Below are 19,127 nucleotides of genomic sequence, written 5' to 3'. Positions count from 1 at the left end.
CCTCCTTCTTACTTAAATGGCGTTAAGCTTAACTCAAGTGCAACTGCTAAGCGACCTTGATTATCGTGCCCTGCAAGTAATAAACGCTCTTTATCGTCTACTTCCCAGTGCGTAATACCTTCTGCATATACCCAGCCATGATCCATCTTTAGACCAACTCGGTATGGGTTTGTTCCAGTAATCTTTCCGCGCTCAAAGCGAATAATTGCATTTCGAATGAATGCACCAACCGTCATCATCTTTTCATTAAAGTGTGACGCATACGCTCCGTTCGTTGTTTCTAAATGAATATATACATCTTTATTTACAAAACGTTCAATTTCATTTTGAATAAGAGAACTATCTTTTACTATTTCCATCGGAATTCACCTCTTTAAACCATTTTACGCAAAAATAATGTAAATTGCTATCTCTATATTAGAGGACAACGCCCACTTTTCCTAATAATTTGCACTGTGTTTCTTTATTTTTTTATATCATATGTAAAATCATCATTTTTTCCTTCACTTTGTTAAATAGTTTTCTTTCTTTTTTGAATTTGCTACAATATATTTTATCCCGTATGAATACAGCGAGATACATTTTGACAATTAAATACATACTTTAAAGAAGGTGACATGATTGGAACAATCAGCACATGAAGTAGCAAATTGGCAATATTATTTTGCAATTGCCGTATTTTTAGTCACGTACGGATTTATTATTTCTGAGAAATTGAATCGTGCTGTAATCGCACTATTCGGTGCTGCTATTATGATTATTTTTGGAGTTGTTGAATTACATACTGCTTTCACATCTCATATTCAATGGGAAACGATTACCCTTTTAATTGGGATGATGATTCTCGTACATATTACGAGTCAATCAGGCGTTTTTGAATTTGTGGCCATTAAAGCAGCAAAAGCAGCTGGCGGAAAACCAATCCGCATTTTATTATTGCTATCCTTATTAACTGCTGTCGGATCAGCATTTTTGGACAACGTAACAACCGTATTATTAATCGTACCTGTTACGCTATCCATTACACGTATTTTAAAAGTTAATCCTGTTCCTTATTTGATCTCAGAAGTATTATTTTCAAATATAGGCGGAACAGCAACATTAATCGGTGATCCACCTAATATTATGATCGGATCAGCAAATAAGCATTTAGATTTTAATGCCTTTTTACTTAACTTAGCTCCTATTGTAATTATTATTTCTATCGTGACACTTGGCATTATTTACTTCATGTATCGTAACAAACTAAAGACAACACCTGAGCAAATCGAAAAATTAATGGCATTAAATGAAAAAGATTATATTAAAGATCAAAGCCTCCTTTTAAAATCCATTTCGATTTTAGGCCTAACTATTTTAGGCTTTGTACTTCATTCGATTATTCATGTAGATGCTGCAGTTATCGCGATGACAGGTGCTACACTTCTTATGTTAATCGGTGTGAAAGAACATGATATTGAAGATGTATTTGCACACGTTGAATGGGTAACCATTTTCTTCTTCGCCGGACTATTCGTTCTCGTTGGTGGTTTAATTGATATCGGACTTATTTCTTCACTCGCAAAAGAAGTAATTGACGTCACAAATGGCGATATCGGTTTCGCCGCTGTACTTATTTTATGGGTATCAGGTATCGCCTCTGCAACAATTGACAATATCCCATTTGTCGCAACGATGATACCACTTATTCAAGACTTAGCTACAGGACTCGGACTATCTGTTGATTCTCCGCAAATCGAAGTACTATGGTGGGCACTATCACTTGGGGCCTGCTTAGGAGGAAACGGAACGTTAATCGGAGCATCAGCAAACGTAGTCGTTGCTGGTATTGCAAAACGTGAAGGACATGCCTTCTCTTATATGGACTTCTTAAAAATTGGTTTGCCGTTAACAATCATTGCATTACTATTATCACATGCTTATATATATTTACGTTATTTAATGTAAAAGTTGTAGTGCGTGAAATTATATCGACGATTTTTAAAATATATCAACGATTTTCTAAGTATATCGACGATTCGACAGAGAATATCGACTTACCGACAAATAACGACAACGAAAAAGGTATGCAGCGCTAAACTGCATACCTTTTTTCGTTCACCAAAATATACCGATAATTGCTAATCCGCCTAAAATCATACCACCAATTTGTCCAACGATTGTTGGTGATAGTTGAACACCTTTCCTCACTTCAACAACCGGTCTTTCGTGCCTTAGTTGCTGCACTTCGCTTTGAAGTTGATGTACACTTCCGTGTAATTCTTTAATTAGTTCCTTCAATTCAGCGACCTCTTCATTTACTGGTTTTGCTTTTTCTAAATTCATTTTGCATGACTCCTTATAAATTCAATCAGTACACTGTAAATTTTCGCCAATTACCATTATATCTCCTGCATACTACATATATAATTTCGAATGTACTTTCTAACCTTGTAGCTCTATCCATTCATCCCGCAATATCCCCATAATGATACGATCAAAACACTTCCCATCTCTTTGAACCGCTTCTCTCATACAGCCTTCCATTTGAAAACCCATCTTTTTATACAATGCAATGGCAGGTTTATTATACGAAATAACATCGAGACCGATGCGGTGTAAATTCAATTCATAGAAAGCATACTTTAAAATAAGATGGATTGCTTCTCTTCCATATCCCTTCCCTCTATCATTTGCATCTCCTATACCAATTGCTAATAACCCCGTTCTGTTATTCCACTCTATGCCATGAATTGCAACAAAACCAATTAAACGATCTTCTTGAACTGTCCTCAACATGAAAGATACACTATTCGATCTTCGTCCCTTTAATAGCCCATCACTTGCTATTTCTTGTAACGATTGTGGAAATGCTACATCTGTATCGACATTTCTTAAATACTCACTATCCTCTTGCCACATAGCCATTACTTCAGCATCTGCTTCTCTCATAGCTGTTAATTTAATCGTTTTATTTTGAAAAAGATTCATTGTCATTTCAAACTCCCCCTTTTTAATAACGGGGATAATTATTAGCCTATCTATCCCCTTGTTCCATAAACTGCTTTATAAACGGGATACTTACAATAAGCGCTGACATTGGCACATCTCCTCTGCATTAAATTACGTTCATTGTATAATTTTTTATTTATTCTAACAATAAAAAGACCCTCAAAATTTAGAGGATCTTCCGAACAACGAATCGATATTATTTCGTAAACATTTTCTCAGCTTCATCCATTGCCATTTTGTTTCCTAAAGCAGAATAATCAAGCCATGGTTGGTCATTGATAATGTATACGTGCTTGCCTTTAACAGCTTTTAAATCTTTCCAAATTGGTGTTTCTTGAAGTTGTTTAAATGCAGCTTTTGCCTTATCGTCTCTATTTACAACAACGAAAATAGCATCTGCATCAAAGTCAGGTAATACTTCTTGTGAAATGACTTCGAAAGGACGGTTTCCATCGATTTTCTCTACACCATTTGCAGGTTGTAATCCTAAGTCTTGGAATAAAATTGGTCCCATCGGTCTTTTCGTACTAAATACACGTAATTCTTTTGCAGTAACGCGAATTGCCATTACTTTTTCATTATTACCTAGCTCTTTATCTATTAAACCTTTTACTCGTTTTGATTGCTCCTCGTAATCTTGAATATATTGATCCGCTTCTTTCTCACGGTTTACAAGTTTACCAACTTGTTTTAAATGGTCTCTCCACGTACCTTCATCTAAATTGAAAGTATGCGTTTTTGCAATTTTTTCGTATTTCGCTACATCTTTACCCGCATATTTTTCATCCACATAAATGTCAGTAGGCTTTAATTGAAGTAATGCTTCCATATTCGGATCAGTTACAACACCAAGTTTTTTCGTATCTTTCAGTTGTTCTTTTGCATGTGGTAAGAAATCTTTTAAATCTCCACCAATTACAGAACCTACTGGTGTAACTCCTAATGCAAGTAAATCATTTGTTAAATGAATAGACATTGAAGCAATTTTTGGGTCATTACTTTTTTCCGTTTTTTTCGTTGTTTCTTCATTAGATTTCGTTTGACCACATGCTGCTAATAATAAAATACACATGATGCTAAATAAAATAGTAAGTTTCTTTTTCATATGTTCTCCTCTTTGAAGTATTTATTTTGTTTTTGTAAGTAAATAAAGAAAATACGGTGCTCCTAATGTGGCCACTACTACACCAGCCGGAATAGAGTTTGGCTCAAATATAGAACGGCCTATCGTATCTGCTAGTACTAAAATAATCATTCCGATAATGCCAGCTAAAGGAAGAAAGTGTTGATATGTAGTACCTACTAACTTCCTTGCGATATGCGGAGCAACTAAACCGATAAAACCAATTCCTCCTGCCATCGATACACTTGCGCAAGATAATCCAACCGCTGTAGCTAAAAGTAATAACCGTTCTTTTTGAACAGAAACACCAAGTCCTGCTGCTACACTATCACCTAGTGACAATGCATTTAACGTTTTAGATTTTAGCCACGCATAAGGGGTTAGTATGACTATCCAAGGTAATAATGCAAAGACATGAATCCAATCCCTTCCCCACACGTTACCAACTAGCCATCTAGAAGCGAATGTATATGTCTCATCATTTAACTTGAGAGAGAAAAATAACGAAATTGCACTAAAGCCAGCTGAAACGGCAATACCAACGAGAATAAGTCTAATGGGAAGTAAACCTTTTGACCGATCACTCGCAAGTAAAATAATAAGAAATGCAGCTAATACTCCTCCGCCAAATGTAAATAACGGTATTAAAATCGATGCATTCTCATTAATAGAATGAAAGAAAGTAACAAATATAATTAGCCCGAAAGATGCACCTGCATGCAGTCCAAGAATACCAGGATCGGCCAACGCATTCCTTGATAACCCTTGCAAAATCGCACCGGAAATTCCAAGGCCAATACCAGCTAACATTGTAATTATAATTCTTGGCATACGATAATCGTATAGCACGGTTGCACTCTCAAAATCACCATGACCGAAAAGCGTTTGAATTACTTTGAGCGGTGCAATGCTAAGTGTCCCCGTATTTAAGCTAAGCAAAATGACAGCGATACTAATACAACCAAATATTGTAGTTACAGTAACGGCTCTCGTTTTATCTGTGTTTAAAATCTTCTTCACTTACAACTCCCTCCCAACTTTACGTGCTATATAGAGGAAGAACGGAACTCCAACAAGAGCCACCATAATTCCTATTGCAAGTTCTTTAGGAGGATTTACTGTTCTTGCCCCTAAGTCAGCTAAAACTAATAACATGGCTCCTAAAAATGCTGACATAGGAATAATGAGTCGATAATTCACACCAACTAATTTTCTAGCAATATGCGGGATAACTAGTCCTACAAATCCAATAGAGCCAACAGCTGAAACAGATACACCTGCAAGAATGACTACTATAATCATCCCTAGTATTCTCGTTCGGTTCGTTTTTACTCCTAAATTCGTAGCGACGTCATCCCCCATTGATATGAGTGAAATAGACCGCCCTATCACTGTTGCAAAAAGAATTGTTATGAGAATAATAGGAACTAAAAATTTCAAGTGTTCCCACTTAACCCCTGCAACACCACCAGCGTACCAAAAAGCTAAATCTTGACTTAAGTCATAATAAATCGCGACACCTGAACTTAACGAATGTAAAAGCGCAGCCATAACTGCCCCAGCGATTGTTAATCTCATCGGTGTTAATCCGCCTGATGTTGCTGATCCGATAATAAAAATGAGCACTGTACTTAAGACCGCTCCAATAAAGGAGACAATCATTAAATAGGAATACGGCATATGCGGGAAAAAGGCAAAACTAAGTGCTACTACAAACATCGCACCTGCATTTATGCCAAGCACACCTGCATCCGCTAAAGGATTTCGTGTTACTCCCTGCATAACAGCTCCAGCCACTGCAAAAGCCGCTCCTACAACTGCTGCACCAATTACCCTTGGGAGTCTTAATTCATAAATAATTTGGTGCTGCGTTAATTTCGGATTATAATCAAAAACCGCTGTCCATACGGTTTGTAAATGGATATCCTTTGCACCAAATGCAACTGCTAAAAATATAGAGCCGATTAAAGATAAAATTGTTAAGCTCATGAAACATATGAACTTAATATGTAGCCAGCGATTATTGCCAGCATATACAGCAGGCTTATGTAACATGTTTCATTTCATCCTTTATATTCAGTTGTTTTTTATAATTATTTTTTATTTGTAATTATTATTGATAATAATTATCATTTTCATTTAGATATTATATCGCCACTTTTTTTAAATAGCAAACTATTTTTTTACTTTGTTAAATATTAAAATACTTATTACAATTCCCTTCCAAAACTTACAAATACACGCAAAATAGAATACTAGCTTATTTTTAAAAGTGTAGTATACTTAATCATTATTTTGAGTTTTCAAATAAAAATATCCAAGGTGATGCAATGTTATATATAAAACAACTACTCTATTTTACTTATGAACAAGCATTATCCTGCTTATTCCCAGTCGTTATTTTCTTAACACTAGCCCTTTCAAAAATCTTTTCGATCCCAGGGTTATATCGCTACGATTTCATACTCATCGTATGCCTTCTTATGCAGTGGGTTATGTACAAGACTGGCCTTGAGACGAAAGACGAATTAAAAGTAATTACTGTCTTCCACCTCATCGGCCTTTTACTAGAAATATATAAAGTTCATTTCGGTTCATGGAGTTATCCGGAAGAGGCATATTCAAAGGTTTTTGGTGTTCCACTTTACAGCGGCTTTATGTATGCAAGTGTTGCAAGTTACATATGCCAAGCGTGGAGAAGATTGCATTTGCAAATGCATCATTGGCCGAAAGCTATTTTTGTAATACCTCTAGGAGCAATGATTTACTTCAATTTTTTCACACATCATTTTCTATACGATTTTAGATGGTTCTTAACTTTACTTCTATTCATCGTTTTCTTTCGGACATTTGTGGAATTTTCATTACGAGGCGTTACATATAAAATGCCGCTCGTTCTCTCCTTTTTTCTTATCGGATTCTTTATTTGGATTGCAGAAAACATCGCAACATTTTTCGGTGCATGGCAATATCCAAATCAACGGGAAGCGTGGGATCTCGTCCACTTTAGTAAAATTAGCTCATGGTTTTTACTCGTTGTTATTAGCATTATGATTGTTACACAACTCAAACATTTGAAAGAGTCGAAAAGATAATACTGATTATGTAAAAACAGTTAGCCCATCACTCATTAGAGGGTGATGGGCTTTTTTTAGTAATATTTTTTAAACCGTCCTTATCAAAGGAGTTATAATTTACAATAGCATAAGCAGTTGCACATTATGAACTACTACTAGCTGAAGAAGTTGCTGCAGATGAAGCGGCAATCGTTGCCATCATAGCTGCTTGTTGTGCTTGGATAAGGACTTCTATCATAGTTTGTAAACCTGTGTTGGTAGCTTTACTTTCCTCACCTTTCTGACTTACGAACAGTTGAATAGCAATAAGAATATTCGTATCTGTATGCCAACGGAATAATTTCTCTCCCTGCAATTTTTCAATCAACGCTTTAATAGAATGAATCTCTTTTTCTCCATCCTCAAGTAACGCTAATAGCCCGATTGCTGGGTAATGCATCTGTTTCACTTTTACCTTTTCTTGCTTTAACAAATTCCATATGTTTGTGCATGTTGCAACTAATATTTCTTCCCTGACATCCTTCTTTAGTGAAAGAATATGGCTTAGAAATTGGAGGTCATTCCCTTTGCGCAAGCCAGCTTTTGCTAGTTTCTGATAAAGACGCTCCACTCGGTCCATAAGTGTTTCTACATGCTCTGATTGTCCTGCTAATAAAACGGAGAGCGGATAATCATTTGTACCTGTTAGGAAAAGATGATCCTCTTTCATACGTTTATATACTTGCATCGAACGCTGAATATGCGTGCCATGATGCTCATTATCTTCTGTTAAAAGTACAGCTGCTGCAAGATAAGTAAATATACTGCGGCTAAAACCACCAGCGACCAATTGTTCATATAAGTCTAAAAACTCTCGAAAAGCTTTCTTATAATTTGTAAAGTGAATATCTAATGTTGCGGCCACTACAAAGCGATGATAAGACTTTAAGTATGAAAACATCCCTACCTCATTCTTAATATAACTACTAATTTCTAAAAAACGTCCGAGATCAAGCAATTTATCACTACTTGCATACATAGCAGCAATCATCATTCCTGTTCGAGGATCACTCGTTTTCCATTTTAGTTCTCCCTTTAACTGTGAATATGTATGTATATATTGCTCCAGCTTTTGTTCTAATGTAATCATAGTATTCACCCCTATTTCTAGTTCTTCTCTTTTATTATACGTATATTCCATATTTAGGAATACCTTATTTCATAATCACATCTTAAAAATTAGAAGGTTTCTTGTCCTTCTTCATCAGTAGCACGATGATCCCCCCTAATCCTTCAAGAAGTTATACAAAAAAGGTAGATAATAATTTATCTACCTTTTTTGTATATATTATTTAACATTACACCTGTATTGCTTGTTATATGCAATTAAGACTAAAGAGCTTTAATAATACGTTCCATCGCCTTCATCTGACCAATATGATCTGCTTCATGATAAAGCATCATACCGTATAGCTCACCAACTGTTTCTAGTCCTAAGAATGGCTCTGGCAGTTTATTTTCAAATGCTTCTGCTGGCATTTCGTTAATACGTTTTGCTTGTTCTTTTAATTGAGCCGTTAACACTTCTAACGATGGTCCTTCTGTCGTCCATTTAGATGGTCTTGATCCATATCCAAACATACTTGGATACTCCGTTGGTAATTGTTTAAATTCTTTTCCAAACATGAAAACTTCTGCTACCGTTAACACATGACCGATATGCCAGCGAATTGTATTATTAAAACCCTCTGGCTGTGTATCTACAGTTTTATCGTCTAGCTTCTCCATAAATTTAAGCAATTCCCCACGCGTTATTTCAAATTGTTTTAAGCCAACTAGTCTATTCATTTAATCGTTCTCCTTCTTCATGTACCATTTATCATGAACTAAGAATGTTCATTTTATTAAAGTTTCACCTTGTTTAATCTATCAGAAACAATGAAGAAATACATCTAATATGCTTAGTAAAAATATTTAAAAGGTTCACCCCTAATAAATATAGAATTACTTACTACACGGTTAGTTTAGTAAATAATAGAGGAGTGTCAATTACATGTTACATGTTTTAAAACAGCAATATCATCTTATTAGTGCTACAAGAGAAACTCTATTTTCGTTTTTGGAAGAAATCCCACTGGAAAAATTACATAGCACTGTTCCGAATTTCGGGAGCGGTAGCATTATAAAGACACATATTCATGTAGCCGATTGCTACCGATACTGGCTTGGATCATTCGCATTCAAGCAAAAACGGGCAGATTTTTCATTTGCTAGCGATTATGAAATTGAGCATGCAGATGTCACGAAAGTCCGTGCTAGATTTAAGTTAGTAGATGAAACTGTACAACGTTTTTTAGATGAATACAACGACCGGTGGCTCGAAAATATTGCAAATAAAGTGAAATGGCAAAAAGAACCTTGGAGTACAACTCCTCTATGGCTTTTAACTCATACGGAGACGCATGAGTTTCATCATAAAGGACAAATTGTATCCATGGCTCGTCACCTTGGATACAATCCTCCTGATACAGATCTTATTTAATTCGATCATTAAAAAACTTGTTGATACATTTTGTCGTGTATAAAACTTTTATCATTTGTTTTAGGTATACCATACTATTATAAAATTCATGTAACATTAAAGTAAGGCTCATACTTTTCAAGCAATTCAAAAACATTTTTTCTTCCATGTAGATCAAAAATATTTATTTACTCTATCACCAACCTTAAGGAGAACATTATAATGAGATTAGAGAGTGAAAGAATTTATTTAAGGCCTCTTTGTCAGCTAGATGCTCCTATTATTTTAGAAAGTACAATGGATGATGAAATAAGATATATGACTGGAACTAAGTCCACTTTTTCATTGGAACAAATTACGAAACATATAGATCATATAAATAATGATTCAAGTCGCTATGATTTCGCTATTTGTTTAAAAAGCACTGAGGAAATGATTGGAGAGTTGTCGGTTTTAGATATCGATGAGGAGAACAAAAGAGCAGGATTCAGAATATCAATGCTTTCCATAGCATTAACAGGACAAGGTTATGGAACTGAAGCTATTAAAATCGTTTTAAGATTTGTTTTTGAACAACTATCATTAAATCGTTTACAGTTAGAAGTATTTAGCCATAATTTACGTGGAATTAAAGCTTATGAAAAAGTTGGTTTTGTAAAAGAAGGGACCTTACGTCAATCTTTATTTTATAACGATACATACTCAGATGAAATTATTATGGCCATACTTAAAAGCGATTATATAGAGAAACCTTTGTAAAGAAATATACTTAATCTATTAAACAATTTTAAAGAACCTTACCACAATAAAATGTAGTAAGGCTCTTTCTTTTTTATATCAAATAACAGCTCTTAACACATTTATAATCGTATTAATACCAAATCGTCTCAGCATAATTATATGCATCGCTATTCGGAATAGCATGTTTCCCCTGCGCTTGCGCTTTTCTTGGATCTAAATCATATACCATCGGCGTATAGCATGATGTTTGCCCTTTATTTACAACACCATTTCCTCCAGCACTTCCGCAAGTATATGCCTTTCCATCGGTTTTTCTGACGACCCTTGCATCAGCTTCGTTATTATAAACCGCTGGACGAGTTACAGTAACCTTTGCCCACGCTGTTTTACACGTCGTGCTAAATTTTAATTCCACATATGAATTAGAATCAATCCACTTCTTTTCTTTCGTTACTGCTGATTGATCACAGCTATTGTAGTAAGGGCTTTTTCCATCATATGAATGGTCTTCTGCAAATGCTTTATCATTATTCGTCGTACTAAACATACTAGTTACAACGAGCAATGCCAGACAAAGACATGCGCTTACCTTTTTAAAAAGCTTCATAGAATTCCACTCCTTTATTAATAACGTCCAGTTTTCCCGTAGCCATTATTAATCGTTACCGCTTCAGCATCAGCTGTATAACCAAAATCAGCAGTTAAATCAAATACCATTCCTGTATAGGTGCTCGTTTGACCCGTTTTAATTGCTCCATTACCACTATTAGAGTCTACTGATTTTTGGAATACACCATTTTTATATTTATTAATAACAGCGTAAGCATATACTCCTCCAGAAACAGAAGGTGCTGGTTGATCTAAAACAAGCTTAGACCATGCCGCGTGACATTTATTACTGTAACGTAAATACACTGTTCCTACTTTTTTACTACCTTCATACACCGCTGTAGACTTTGCATTAAATCCATCTGCATCACATGTTGTACTGCCTCCGTATACTTTCGTTGTTGCTGGATTTTTCCCGTCATAATAACTACTCAGATCGGTAGCTGCAAATGTACTTCCTTGAAAACTAAATAATACCCCTACACTCGCTACACTTAACACACATACTTTCATTAACTTTTTAAACATTGTAAATCTCCTCCCTCAAAATAAGTACGTATATCTATCCCCTATGTACGCCCCTCCTTTCGTGCTGCCTAGAGGCATCTTACAGAAACGAATAAAAGTTGTAAATTCCCTTACGATTATTGGAATATACGAAGAAATTTACTTATCCTTTTAAGAAAAAAAGTTGAGAAATACACATTTTATAACATCCTTTATTTCAACCATAAAAGAACCGATACTTGTTACATGCAAGCATCGGTCCTTTTATACAAAATTTCCATTTTTTCTTTTATATAAAATAAATATTTCTCCACTTAGTCTGTTGTAAAAAACTCCCTCGTTACATCAATAAATTGCTGCAGTGGCACTGTAATCCATTTGTCTTTATGCCAAGCAATTTGTGTGAAAATTGGATTGATAGTATTGTCTAGGTGTAACTCTTTTATCGTTCCCTCTCGTATATCTTTTTCTACTACTATCGCTGGCAAAACTGCTACACCTAAATCTGCAATCACACATTGTTTAATTGCCTCTACACTAACGAACTCAATCTTATTTACTGGATACACATCTTGACTGCGAAATAACTCTTCAAATAAAATTCGATATGAGCACCCTAGCTCTGTTAATAAAAGTGGTTCCTTCTCTAAATCTTTTATAGAAACGGAAGTTTGCTGAAGTAAATGATGCCCTGGAGCAGCTACTACTTTTAATTCTTCTTTCATAAGCGGCTCCACATGTAAAGCATCTTCTGTTTTACATTCGTCCAAAATAAATGCAAGATCGACTTTTCCCTCCATCAATTGTTCCTTCGCATCTTTATTGGAATGTGCTGGTTTAAATATAAGTTTTATTTGAGGAAATTGCGCTTTAAACCTCTTTAATATAGAAGGAAGTCTATATGTACATTGGCTCTCTTGCGCACCGATTATTAACGTACCTGCTATTTCCTCATCATCTTTCACAGCCACCTTCGCTTCGTTACTAAGTGCAATCATCTTGTCGGCATATAGTTGAAACTTTCTGCCCGCTTCAGTTAAGAAAAGGCGTTTTCCTAATCTTTCAAATAACGGCGTACCTAGCTCAGCTTCTAACGTTTTAATTTGCGCTGTCACGCTCGATTGAGCAAAGTTTAATTTCTTCGCAGTTTGTGTAAAGTTCAAAGTATCTGCCGCTACTTTAAATGTAATTAATTGTTTTATCTCCATTTATCATCCCTCTTTTCAATCGATATTTCCGATTGATTCCATCGAAATAATCCTCTTTGTCTATTGATATTTATATTGTATGATAAAGAGCATCGACAAACAATATAATGGAGGTATTCCATATGAAAGCACTTTGTTTCGAACAGTTTGGAAATCCGGATGTACTACAATATAAAGTACTAAATGATCCAATCATAAATCCAAATGAAATTCTTGTCCGCACGAAAGCAATCGGTTTAAATTTCGCCGATATTTATAGACGCCGCGGTGATTATCATCTCGCTGGCAACCCACCTTATATATTAGGTTATGAAGGCGCTGGTATTGTTGAAAAAGTAGGAGCTGACGTTACGAATATTAATCCTGGAGACCGCATTGCATTTGCTGACGTACCATTTGCAAATGCAGAATTAGTTGCCGTTCCATCAGAAAAAGCAATCCCGCTTCCGGATTCTATTTCTTTTGAAACAGCCGCTTCTGTCTTATTACAAGGTCTAACGGCACATTATTTAACGAAAGATAGCTATCAAATAAAACAAGGTGATACAGCTTTAGTCCATGCCGCAGCTGGTGGTGTTGGACAGCTTCTTATTCAAATCATTAAACTACTAGGCGGAAAGGTAATCGGCCTCACGTCAGCAAAAGAAAAAGCACAAATAGCTACATTAGCTGGTGCTGATCACGTATTTTTATATACGGAAGCATGGCTTGCGAAAGTACTTGAAATAACAAATAGCGATGGAGTAAATGTCGTATATGAATCAGTAGGTTCTACATTAGAGGAAAGTTTTAACGCTACTAAAATTAGTGGCACTGTCGTATTTTACGGAATGGCCGGTGGTAATCCTGCGCCTGTTGATCCGCGTATGCTTATGGATACTTCAAAAACTTTAACTGGCGGAGACCTTTGGAATGTGCTTACTACTTTTGAAGAACGAAAAAAACGCTCTACTCAATTATTTGATTGGATCGCAAGTGGAAAATTAAACATTGCGATCCCTACTACATTCTCTTTACAAGACGGTGCCCGTGCTCATGAATTGTTAGAGAGCAGAAAAAGTACAGGGAAGATTTTATTGATCCCATAATCGTTCCAATAATAAAGGAAGCTAGAATGTATTTCTTTGCTTCCTTTTTTAAAGTTATTTATGTTCAATTGTAAAGTGATAATAAAGTTATTTAATTCTGATCTAAAAATATAAGAGCCTGGCTACAAATCATATTGTAGTAAGGCTCTTTAAAGTTGTTTAATTTCTAACCATTTAAATGTGCTTGTAGACAAAAATTAATAATAAAGTTGTTTAAATCTTGTTCAACTAAAGCACCCGTTAGTTTAATAAGAAAAAATTATCTATTATTATTAAAGTGGCCCACCTTCAAAACCAATAGGCCATCCATCGTTTTTAAATTTTACTTTATACTGAAACTCAAAGTGACCATCATAAATAAAAGCTAAACTAAACCCAGAAAATATATAATCGTCAAAATTAACCATCTTTCCAAAAAATATTGTGGATAGATAGTAGTTCTTCATTTCTTGATTAGGGAAGAATTTCTGTAAATATTTTAATGCACAGCTTATATGTAGATGGAGTTCATCGAATGTTTTTTCTGCCATTTCGATAATCTCCATATCGGGATTTTCATTATTCCCCTGAATAATAATCTCCACATCTTCCCATTCTCCGATATTAATACTATAAAACCACCGTTTTTGAATGAGATACTTCTCATTTTCGTATACAGGGGGATTAACTAGGTTTAATTTTTTTACCTCATCTTTAGTTAACGGTTTATCAAGAATAAGCTTTTTATGCAAAATTTCTTTGATATTAGAGACAATATATTTAGATTTGTTTAATTCTAAAGAGTCCATTTTCCACCTCATAAATTATAAAATAAAGTAAATTCCCCCTTAAGTATATCATCATCCTTATTCAACTATCCTGCACCGTTAATTCAATAAGAATTAAACAACTTTATTATTTTCAAAGGACTTTATTGTAAATTAAACAACTTTATTATCTCTTAACATCAATCTCGCTTCTTTTCAATAACCCTGTTATTTATATTTTTTCTCTACGCTTCTCTTTCTAGGCCCCTCATTTTTAAGTTTATATAATAAACGAATCTAAATATTAAAGGAAAGAACACTCCCCCTGATATCAACGATCCAATAAATATAGTATCAATAAAAGAAAGAATCCCAAATAATAGTATTCCAAAAAAATAAAATACAACTGCACTCCAATAAATAAAACGCGGAAACTTAGTTTGGAACGAATCACCTTTTTCACACGGTTTTCCAAATAACAAATGAACGAATTTAATCAACATAATCACTTCTCCATATAATTGTTAATATTCTTTTCTTCTTAGAACTGAACATAAATCACATACCATGTGCCACCCATGTTCACACATTCCTTACTTTGTTTTATCCCGCTTTAATGGGCAGTAAGACCCCCACCTCAAAATACAGCGAAAGCAAAGAAGTTAGGGGGGATCAACTGCCCATAAAAGTCCGATTGGTTCAACTTTATTTCTCGTATACTTACTTTAGATTCCGAGATAAAATGTAAGGTTAATGTCCCTCCAATACACTGCAAACTAATTTGTTGTTCCTACTCTCTAATTATACCATTACAATAATTTTCATAGTTCATTTTTAACAGAATATTCCGATTCAAATTAATAAATGATATATTAAAAAATAAGGAAAGGAAGCTAGATTTCTCTACCTTCCTTTCCTTATTTTTATATTTCCACACTTTCTTTTCCTTTTGCAACATAACTCATATCTCCAACCGACTCGACTGTATATGTTCCATCTTGATATACAATCTTCGTTACACTAGCATTTTCCACTCCAAGTTTTGTTTTACTACTGTCTAACATTTCTATTAAGGTAGTAATCAACAACCCATGAACAACAACTAAAACGTTACCGCCACCATCTTTAGCAGCTTCTTCACTAATTTTATCTATCTCTGCTTTTATACGAGTAGAAAATAATTCCCAATCTTCCGCCTGTTTCGTAGGGTCTGCTGCTCTAATAAGATTAATTACTTCTTGAATAGAAAACTTCATAAGTTCTTCTGGTGATGCAACGCCCGCAGCTTTTCCAACCACATCCCACATATTTTCAAGCTTTTCACCTTCAAAAATACCGAAATTTAATTCTCTTAAATTTTTCCTTTGTTCAAGTTTCAATTTTGATTGCTCACTATATTTTAATACTAAATTAGCAGTTTCAATCGCTCGGCCGCTATCACTACTATACGCATTCATAAAATGAACATCTTTTAATCCCATTCCTAAATTCGTGGCAACTTCCACACCTTTTTCTACTAACGGAGAGTCTGCCCAACCTTGCGCGCGATGGTTCGTATTTAATATTGTTTTACCGTGTCTTGTAACATATAACGTAACTACATTCTCATTGCTATCTGTTTCTCGCTTCTTCATTCAATTCTCTCCCTTTACATTTCTATATCAATTTTACCACCTTAATTATTCATTGAGCAAAATATATGTAAGTAGCTTCACTTAATAAAAAACGCTACCTTTCTGTATATCCCTACAAAAAGATAGCATCTTTTATGATTATATTTTTTAACCGATACTCTTACTCAACAAAAGCATTCGAATATTGCACAACTCCTTCTATACCTTGCAGAGCGTTCTCACTTAGCTCAACCGCCATAAACGCTTCATCTGGCACTTCAAATGGTGCTTTTATATTCCACTCACTTGCTTTCTTAAAACCAAATTTCGGATAGTACTCTGGATGTCCTAATACTACAACTGATCCGTATCCAAGTTCTTTCGCTTTTTCTAACGCAGCTACAATAAGTTTTCCGCCAATCCCTTTTTTCTGATGGCCCGTAGCAACTGATACTGGTGCAAGTGCTAATGATTCTACAGAAGCTTCATCCTTTTCTATCGTAATTTTCGATAACATAATATGCCCGACTATTTCTTCGTCTACCGCAACGATAGATAACTCAGGAACAAACGCGTCACACTCTCTAATACGCTTTACAAGTTCATGTTCCTTTTTATCACTAAATTCTTCATGTAAAAATGCTTGTTGTACAACTTCTTCCGTTTTTCGATAATCGGTTTGTCGTTCTTGTCTAATCGTTACCATTTTAACTTATCCTCTATTTTTTCTTATTTCTTTTTGGATTTTACGAAGTGCTTTTTTCGATCCACGCTCAATGTCGTGTTGCATTTTTCTTTCTTTATAATCGACAAATAGTGTATTTAAATCGTATCCCTCTGGATATAATTCTTTTGCTGCTACTTCTAAAGTAATGCGTTTTACATTTACTTCAACAAATTCGCCGTTATAATATACAACAACATTATAGAAATTATCTATTTCCTTATAGATAATACCAAAATCATCGTAATCTAATAAATTTACACGATCACCGATTTTGTACTCGTAATGGTTTTCTCTTTTTTCTTGCACAAATTTCGGTTTTCTAATTTTACTTTCATTCACTTTTTCTAGAGCATATTCTTTATTTTCCATATACGCTTTCGCTCTTTGCAGTACATGTTCTCTTACATTCATTTTGTTCGCAATCCAAAGTGCATTACTTTCACCTGATTTACCGATCACTAATTTATAAAGCGGTTCTAGTGTCTCACTATTAAATTGCATCGCTGCGTTCATGAAATCATCATGCATTTCTGAGAAGCGTTTAATTTCACCGTAATGCGTACTCGCAACTGTAATACATCCAGCAAGATAAAACTCCTCTAAAATAGAAATTGCAAGTGCTGCTCCTTCATTCGGTTCAGTCCCGCTTCCTATTTCATCAAATAATAGCAACGTATTATTATTTGACATCCTCATAATCTCAGATAAATTTTTCATATGTGATGAAAATGTACTTAGTGCATTTTCAATACTTTGATTATCACCAATATCTACAAATACATTTTCGAAAATAGCAATTTCTGTTTCTTTATCTCCGGCAATATGCAAACCTGACATTGTCGCTAATGTTAACAATCCAATCGTCTTTAACACAATTGTCTTCCCGCCCGCATTCGGCCCTGTAATAATTAAACTACGATAGTTTTGACCGATTTCAAAGTGTAATGGTACTACTTTTCCACTTAAAAGCGGATGCTTACAATTTACTAAATGAACATAGCCATGATCATTTAACTTCGGCTCTATTCCATCAATCGATTTACTAAACTTCGCTTTCGCAAACACCATATCATACTGACTAATCAATTCCATATTAATTTTGATATGATAAATATTTTCTACTACCATTCCTGATAAAGTCGCTAAAATTTGATATTCTTCTATCGCTTCTTCTGCTTTCAAACTTGCGAGTTCCACATTTAACTTTGTAACCGTATGTGGTTCTATAAACACAGTAGAACCTTTAGCGGAAGCTTCAACTATACTCCCCGCAACTTGATTTTTATAAGAAGATTTAATCGGAATCGTGTACCTATCGTCCTTCTTACTAATAAAGAATTCTTGAATATACTTCTTATTTGCACTACTATTTAAAAACTTCGTTAAACGTTCTTTTATTTTCCCATCTACCGAATCAATGTTATTTCGAATTCGTTTTAACTCTTTACTAGCGGCAGAATCAATACTATTACCTTTTATTGAAAAATTAATTTCCTCTTCAATACTTTTAAATTCAGTCATTGAATTTGCATAAGAAGCTAATACTGGCGCAAAAAATTCTTTATCTAACATAAACTTTTTAATCTTTCTACATCCACGTAAAAAGTCTGAAACACTTACTAATTCTTCTGGATCTAAAATCATCCCTTTTTCTAATTTTTGAATTGTACTAGCAATATTTGAAATACCGAAAAAAGGCACATGCCCTTCTGCATCTAATATAGCTCGTGCTTCTGTCGTTTCATTTAATCGATTCCTTACTACTTTTATACTCGTACTCGGCTCTAATTTATTTATTAATTCTTTTCCTAATCCACTTACACAATAAGATTTCACTATATCCTTTAATTCGTTATATTGTAACTTTTCAAAAGTCATCGTATTCATTTTGTTTCTCCTCACTATGATTGATTTCTATCATAAATGAAGATACCTACTCATTAGATTCCAATGAGTTCTACATTATTCAATTACCATTCTTAAACATTAAAAATATACACAAAAAAGCTGCGGGGATACCGCAGCTTTTACATTTACAAGGCATGAGTAATAACATATGGGGAAATAAACCATAAAAAAACGGATGGCAATCCCCTTATTACACGCTTTATAAAGTATTGTAGGTATCTTCATAGGTATCGAAATAAATCCATGACAAAATTAGGGGTATGGTATACATAAAAATCCCCTGTTCTTA

Annotated in this window: 21 protein-coding genes; 5 read left to right on the top strand and 16 right to left on the bottom strand. The window is 34.6% G+C overall.

Annotated elements, in window-relative coordinates:
- Positions 1–8: 8 nt before the first annotated feature.
- A complete protein-coding gene (locus tag ACTFRS_RS01245; RefSeq protein ID WP_000407039.1) occupies positions 9–359 on the bottom strand; it encodes a YojF family protein in 351 nt (116 codons plus the stop codon).
- Between the two features lie 262 nt (positions 360–621).
- Between ACTFRS_RS01245 and ACTFRS_RS01240 the strand changes: the two genes are divergently transcribed.
- Positions 622–1,947, top strand: a complete 1,326-nt coding sequence (locus tag ACTFRS_RS01240) for an ArsB/NhaD family transporter (protein WP_016718134.1) — start codon at positions 622–624, stop codon at positions 1,945–1,947.
- 150 nt (positions 1,948–2,097) lie between these two features.
- Here ACTFRS_RS01240 and ACTFRS_RS01235 read toward each other — a convergent pair whose 3' ends face one another.
- The 5 genes from ACTFRS_RS01235 to ACTFRS_RS01215 all read right to left on the bottom strand — a co-directional run bounded on the left by ACTFRS_RS01235 (position 2,098) and on the right by ACTFRS_RS01215 (position 6,169).
- Positions 2,098–2,325: a hypothetical protein gene (locus ACTFRS_RS01235; RefSeq protein WP_001047304.1), complete on the bottom strand. Its 228-nt coding sequence runs from the start codon at positions 2,323–2,325 to the stop codon at positions 2,098–2,100.
- 99 nt (positions 2,326–2,424) lie between these two features.
- The gene (locus ACTFRS_RS01230) at positions 2,425–2,976 is read right to left on the bottom strand and encodes a GNAT family N-acetyltransferase (protein WP_440024455.1); all 552 of its coding nucleotides are present in this window, start codon (positions 2,974–2,976) and stop codon (positions 2,425–2,427) included.
- Between the two features lie 211 nt (positions 2,977–3,187).
- A complete protein-coding gene (locus tag ACTFRS_RS01225; RefSeq protein ID WP_139866232.1) occupies positions 3,188–4,096 on the bottom strand; it encodes an iron-hydroxamate ABC transporter substrate-binding protein in 909 nt (302 codons plus the stop codon).
- A 21-nt stretch (positions 4,097–4,117) separates the two neighbouring features.
- Positions 4,118–5,134, bottom strand: coding sequence for a FecCD family ABC transporter permease (locus ACTFRS_RS01220; protein WP_139866233.1), 1,017 nt, complete (start codon positions 5,132–5,134; stop codon positions 4,118–4,120).
- Positions 5,135–6,169: a FecCD family ABC transporter permease gene (locus tag ACTFRS_RS01215; protein WP_062821220.1), complete on the bottom strand. Its 1,035-nt coding sequence runs from the start codon at positions 6,167–6,169 to the stop codon at positions 5,135–5,137.
- Between the two features lie 275 nt (positions 6,170–6,444).
- Here ACTFRS_RS01215 and ACTFRS_RS01210 point away from each other — a divergent pair, with 275 nt between their 5' ends.
- On the top strand, positions 6,445–7,209 hold the full coding sequence (locus tag ACTFRS_RS01210) for a DUF817 domain-containing protein (RefSeq protein WP_062821221.1): 765 nt from the start codon (positions 6,445–6,447) through the stop codon (positions 7,207–7,209).
- 124 nt (positions 7,210–7,333) lie between these two features.
- Here the strand turns inward: ACTFRS_RS01210 and ACTFRS_RS01205 are convergent, their stop codons facing one another.
- Both ACTFRS_RS01205 and ACTFRS_RS01200 read right to left on the bottom strand, forming a co-directional pair.
- Positions 7,334–8,371 carry a DUF4003 domain-containing protein gene (locus tag ACTFRS_RS01205; RefSeq protein WP_318160509.1) on the bottom strand — a complete coding sequence of 346 codons (1,038 nt, stop codon included), beginning with the start codon at positions 8,369–8,371 and terminating at the stop codon, positions 7,334–7,336.
- A 191-nt stretch (positions 8,372–8,562) separates the two neighbouring features.
- Positions 8,563–9,018, bottom strand: coding sequence for a DinB family protein (locus ACTFRS_RS01200; protein WP_440024458.1), 456 nt, complete (start codon positions 9,016–9,018; stop codon positions 8,563–8,565).
- A 205-nt stretch (positions 9,019–9,223) separates the two neighbouring features.
- Here ACTFRS_RS01200 and ACTFRS_RS01195 point away from each other — a divergent pair, with 205 nt between their 5' ends.
- Positions 9,224–9,712 (top strand): DinB family protein, encoded by a 489-nt coding sequence (locus ACTFRS_RS01195; protein ID WP_318160508.1) that lies wholly within the window; start codon positions 9,224–9,226, stop codon positions 9,710–9,712.
- A 201-nt stretch (positions 9,713–9,913) separates the two neighbouring features.
- Positions 9,914–10,450 carry a GNAT family N-acetyltransferase gene (locus ACTFRS_RS01190; protein WP_318160507.1) on the top strand — a complete coding sequence of 179 codons (537 nt, stop codon included), beginning with the start codon at positions 9,914–9,916 and terminating at the stop codon, positions 10,448–10,450.
- Positions 10,451–10,562: 112 nt separating this feature from the next.
- On the opposite strand, the gene ACTFRS_RS01185 is transcribed toward ACTFRS_RS01190, so the two are convergent.
- The 3 genes from ACTFRS_RS01185 to ACTFRS_RS01175 form a co-directional block, all read right to left on the bottom strand.
- Positions 10,563–11,039: a DUF2690 domain-containing protein gene (locus tag ACTFRS_RS01185; protein WP_242294131.1), complete on the bottom strand. Its 477-nt coding sequence runs from the start codon at positions 11,037–11,039 to the stop codon at positions 10,563–10,565.
- 17 nt (positions 11,040–11,056) lie between these two features.
- Entirely contained in the window at positions 11,057–11,569 is a 513-nt protein-coding gene (locus tag ACTFRS_RS01180) for a DUF2690 domain-containing protein (RefSeq protein ID WP_000473757.1), read from the bottom strand.
- 293 nt (positions 11,570–11,862) lie between these two features.
- Complete coding sequence (locus ACTFRS_RS01175) at positions 11,863–12,756, bottom strand: LysR family transcriptional regulator (RefSeq protein ID WP_440024461.1); 894 nt, start codon at positions 12,754–12,756, stop codon at positions 11,863–11,865.
- Between the two features lie 122 nt (positions 12,757–12,878).
- Here ACTFRS_RS01175 and ACTFRS_RS01170 point away from each other — a divergent pair, with 122 nt between their 5' ends.
- On the top strand, positions 12,879–13,844 hold the full coding sequence (locus ACTFRS_RS01170; RefSeq protein WP_440024463.1) for a quinone oxidoreductase family protein: 966 nt from the start codon (positions 12,879–12,881) through the stop codon (positions 13,842–13,844).
- A gap of 272 nt (positions 13,845–14,116) precedes the next feature.
- Here the strand turns inward: ACTFRS_RS01170 and ACTFRS_RS01165 are convergent, their stop codons facing one another.
- The 5 genes from ACTFRS_RS01165 to ACTFRS_RS01145 all read right to left on the bottom strand — a co-directional run bounded on the left by ACTFRS_RS01165 (position 14,117) and on the right by ACTFRS_RS01145 (position 18,817).
- Entirely contained in the window at positions 14,117–14,632 is a 516-nt protein-coding gene (locus ACTFRS_RS01165; RefSeq protein WP_048525709.1) for a hypothetical protein, read from the bottom strand.
- A gap of 203 nt (positions 14,633–14,835) precedes the next feature.
- Complete coding sequence (locus ACTFRS_RS01160) at positions 14,836–15,093, bottom strand: hypothetical protein (protein WP_139866241.1); 258 nt, start codon at positions 15,091–15,093, stop codon at positions 14,836–14,838.
- 420 nt (positions 15,094–15,513) lie between these two features.
- On the bottom strand, positions 15,514–16,224 hold the full coding sequence (locus tag ACTFRS_RS01155; RefSeq protein WP_139866242.1) for a histidine phosphatase family protein: 711 nt from the start codon (positions 16,222–16,224) through the stop codon (positions 15,514–15,516).
- A 160-nt stretch (positions 16,225–16,384) separates the two neighbouring features.
- Positions 16,385–16,909 carry a GNAT family N-acetyltransferase gene (locus ACTFRS_RS01150; RefSeq protein WP_134197723.1) on the bottom strand — a complete coding sequence of 175 codons (525 nt, stop codon included), beginning with the start codon at positions 16,907–16,909 and terminating at the stop codon, positions 16,385–16,387.
- Between the two features lie 6 nt (positions 16,910–16,915).
- Positions 16,916–18,817: an endonuclease MutS2 gene (locus ACTFRS_RS01145; protein WP_139866243.1), complete on the bottom strand. Its 1,902-nt coding sequence runs from the start codon at positions 18,815–18,817 to the stop codon at positions 16,916–16,918.
- Between the last annotated feature and the right edge of the window lie 310 nt (positions 18,818–19,127).

It is taken from the genome of Bacillus cereus group sp. MYBK139-1 (assembly GCF_051916915.1).
Classification (GTDB): Bacteria; Bacillota; Bacilli; order Bacillales; family Bacillaceae_G; genus Bacillus_A; species Bacillus_A pacificus.
The sequence above is the reverse complement of the archived record's forward strand: the minus strand, read 5'-3'. Positions and strand labels throughout refer to the sequence as shown.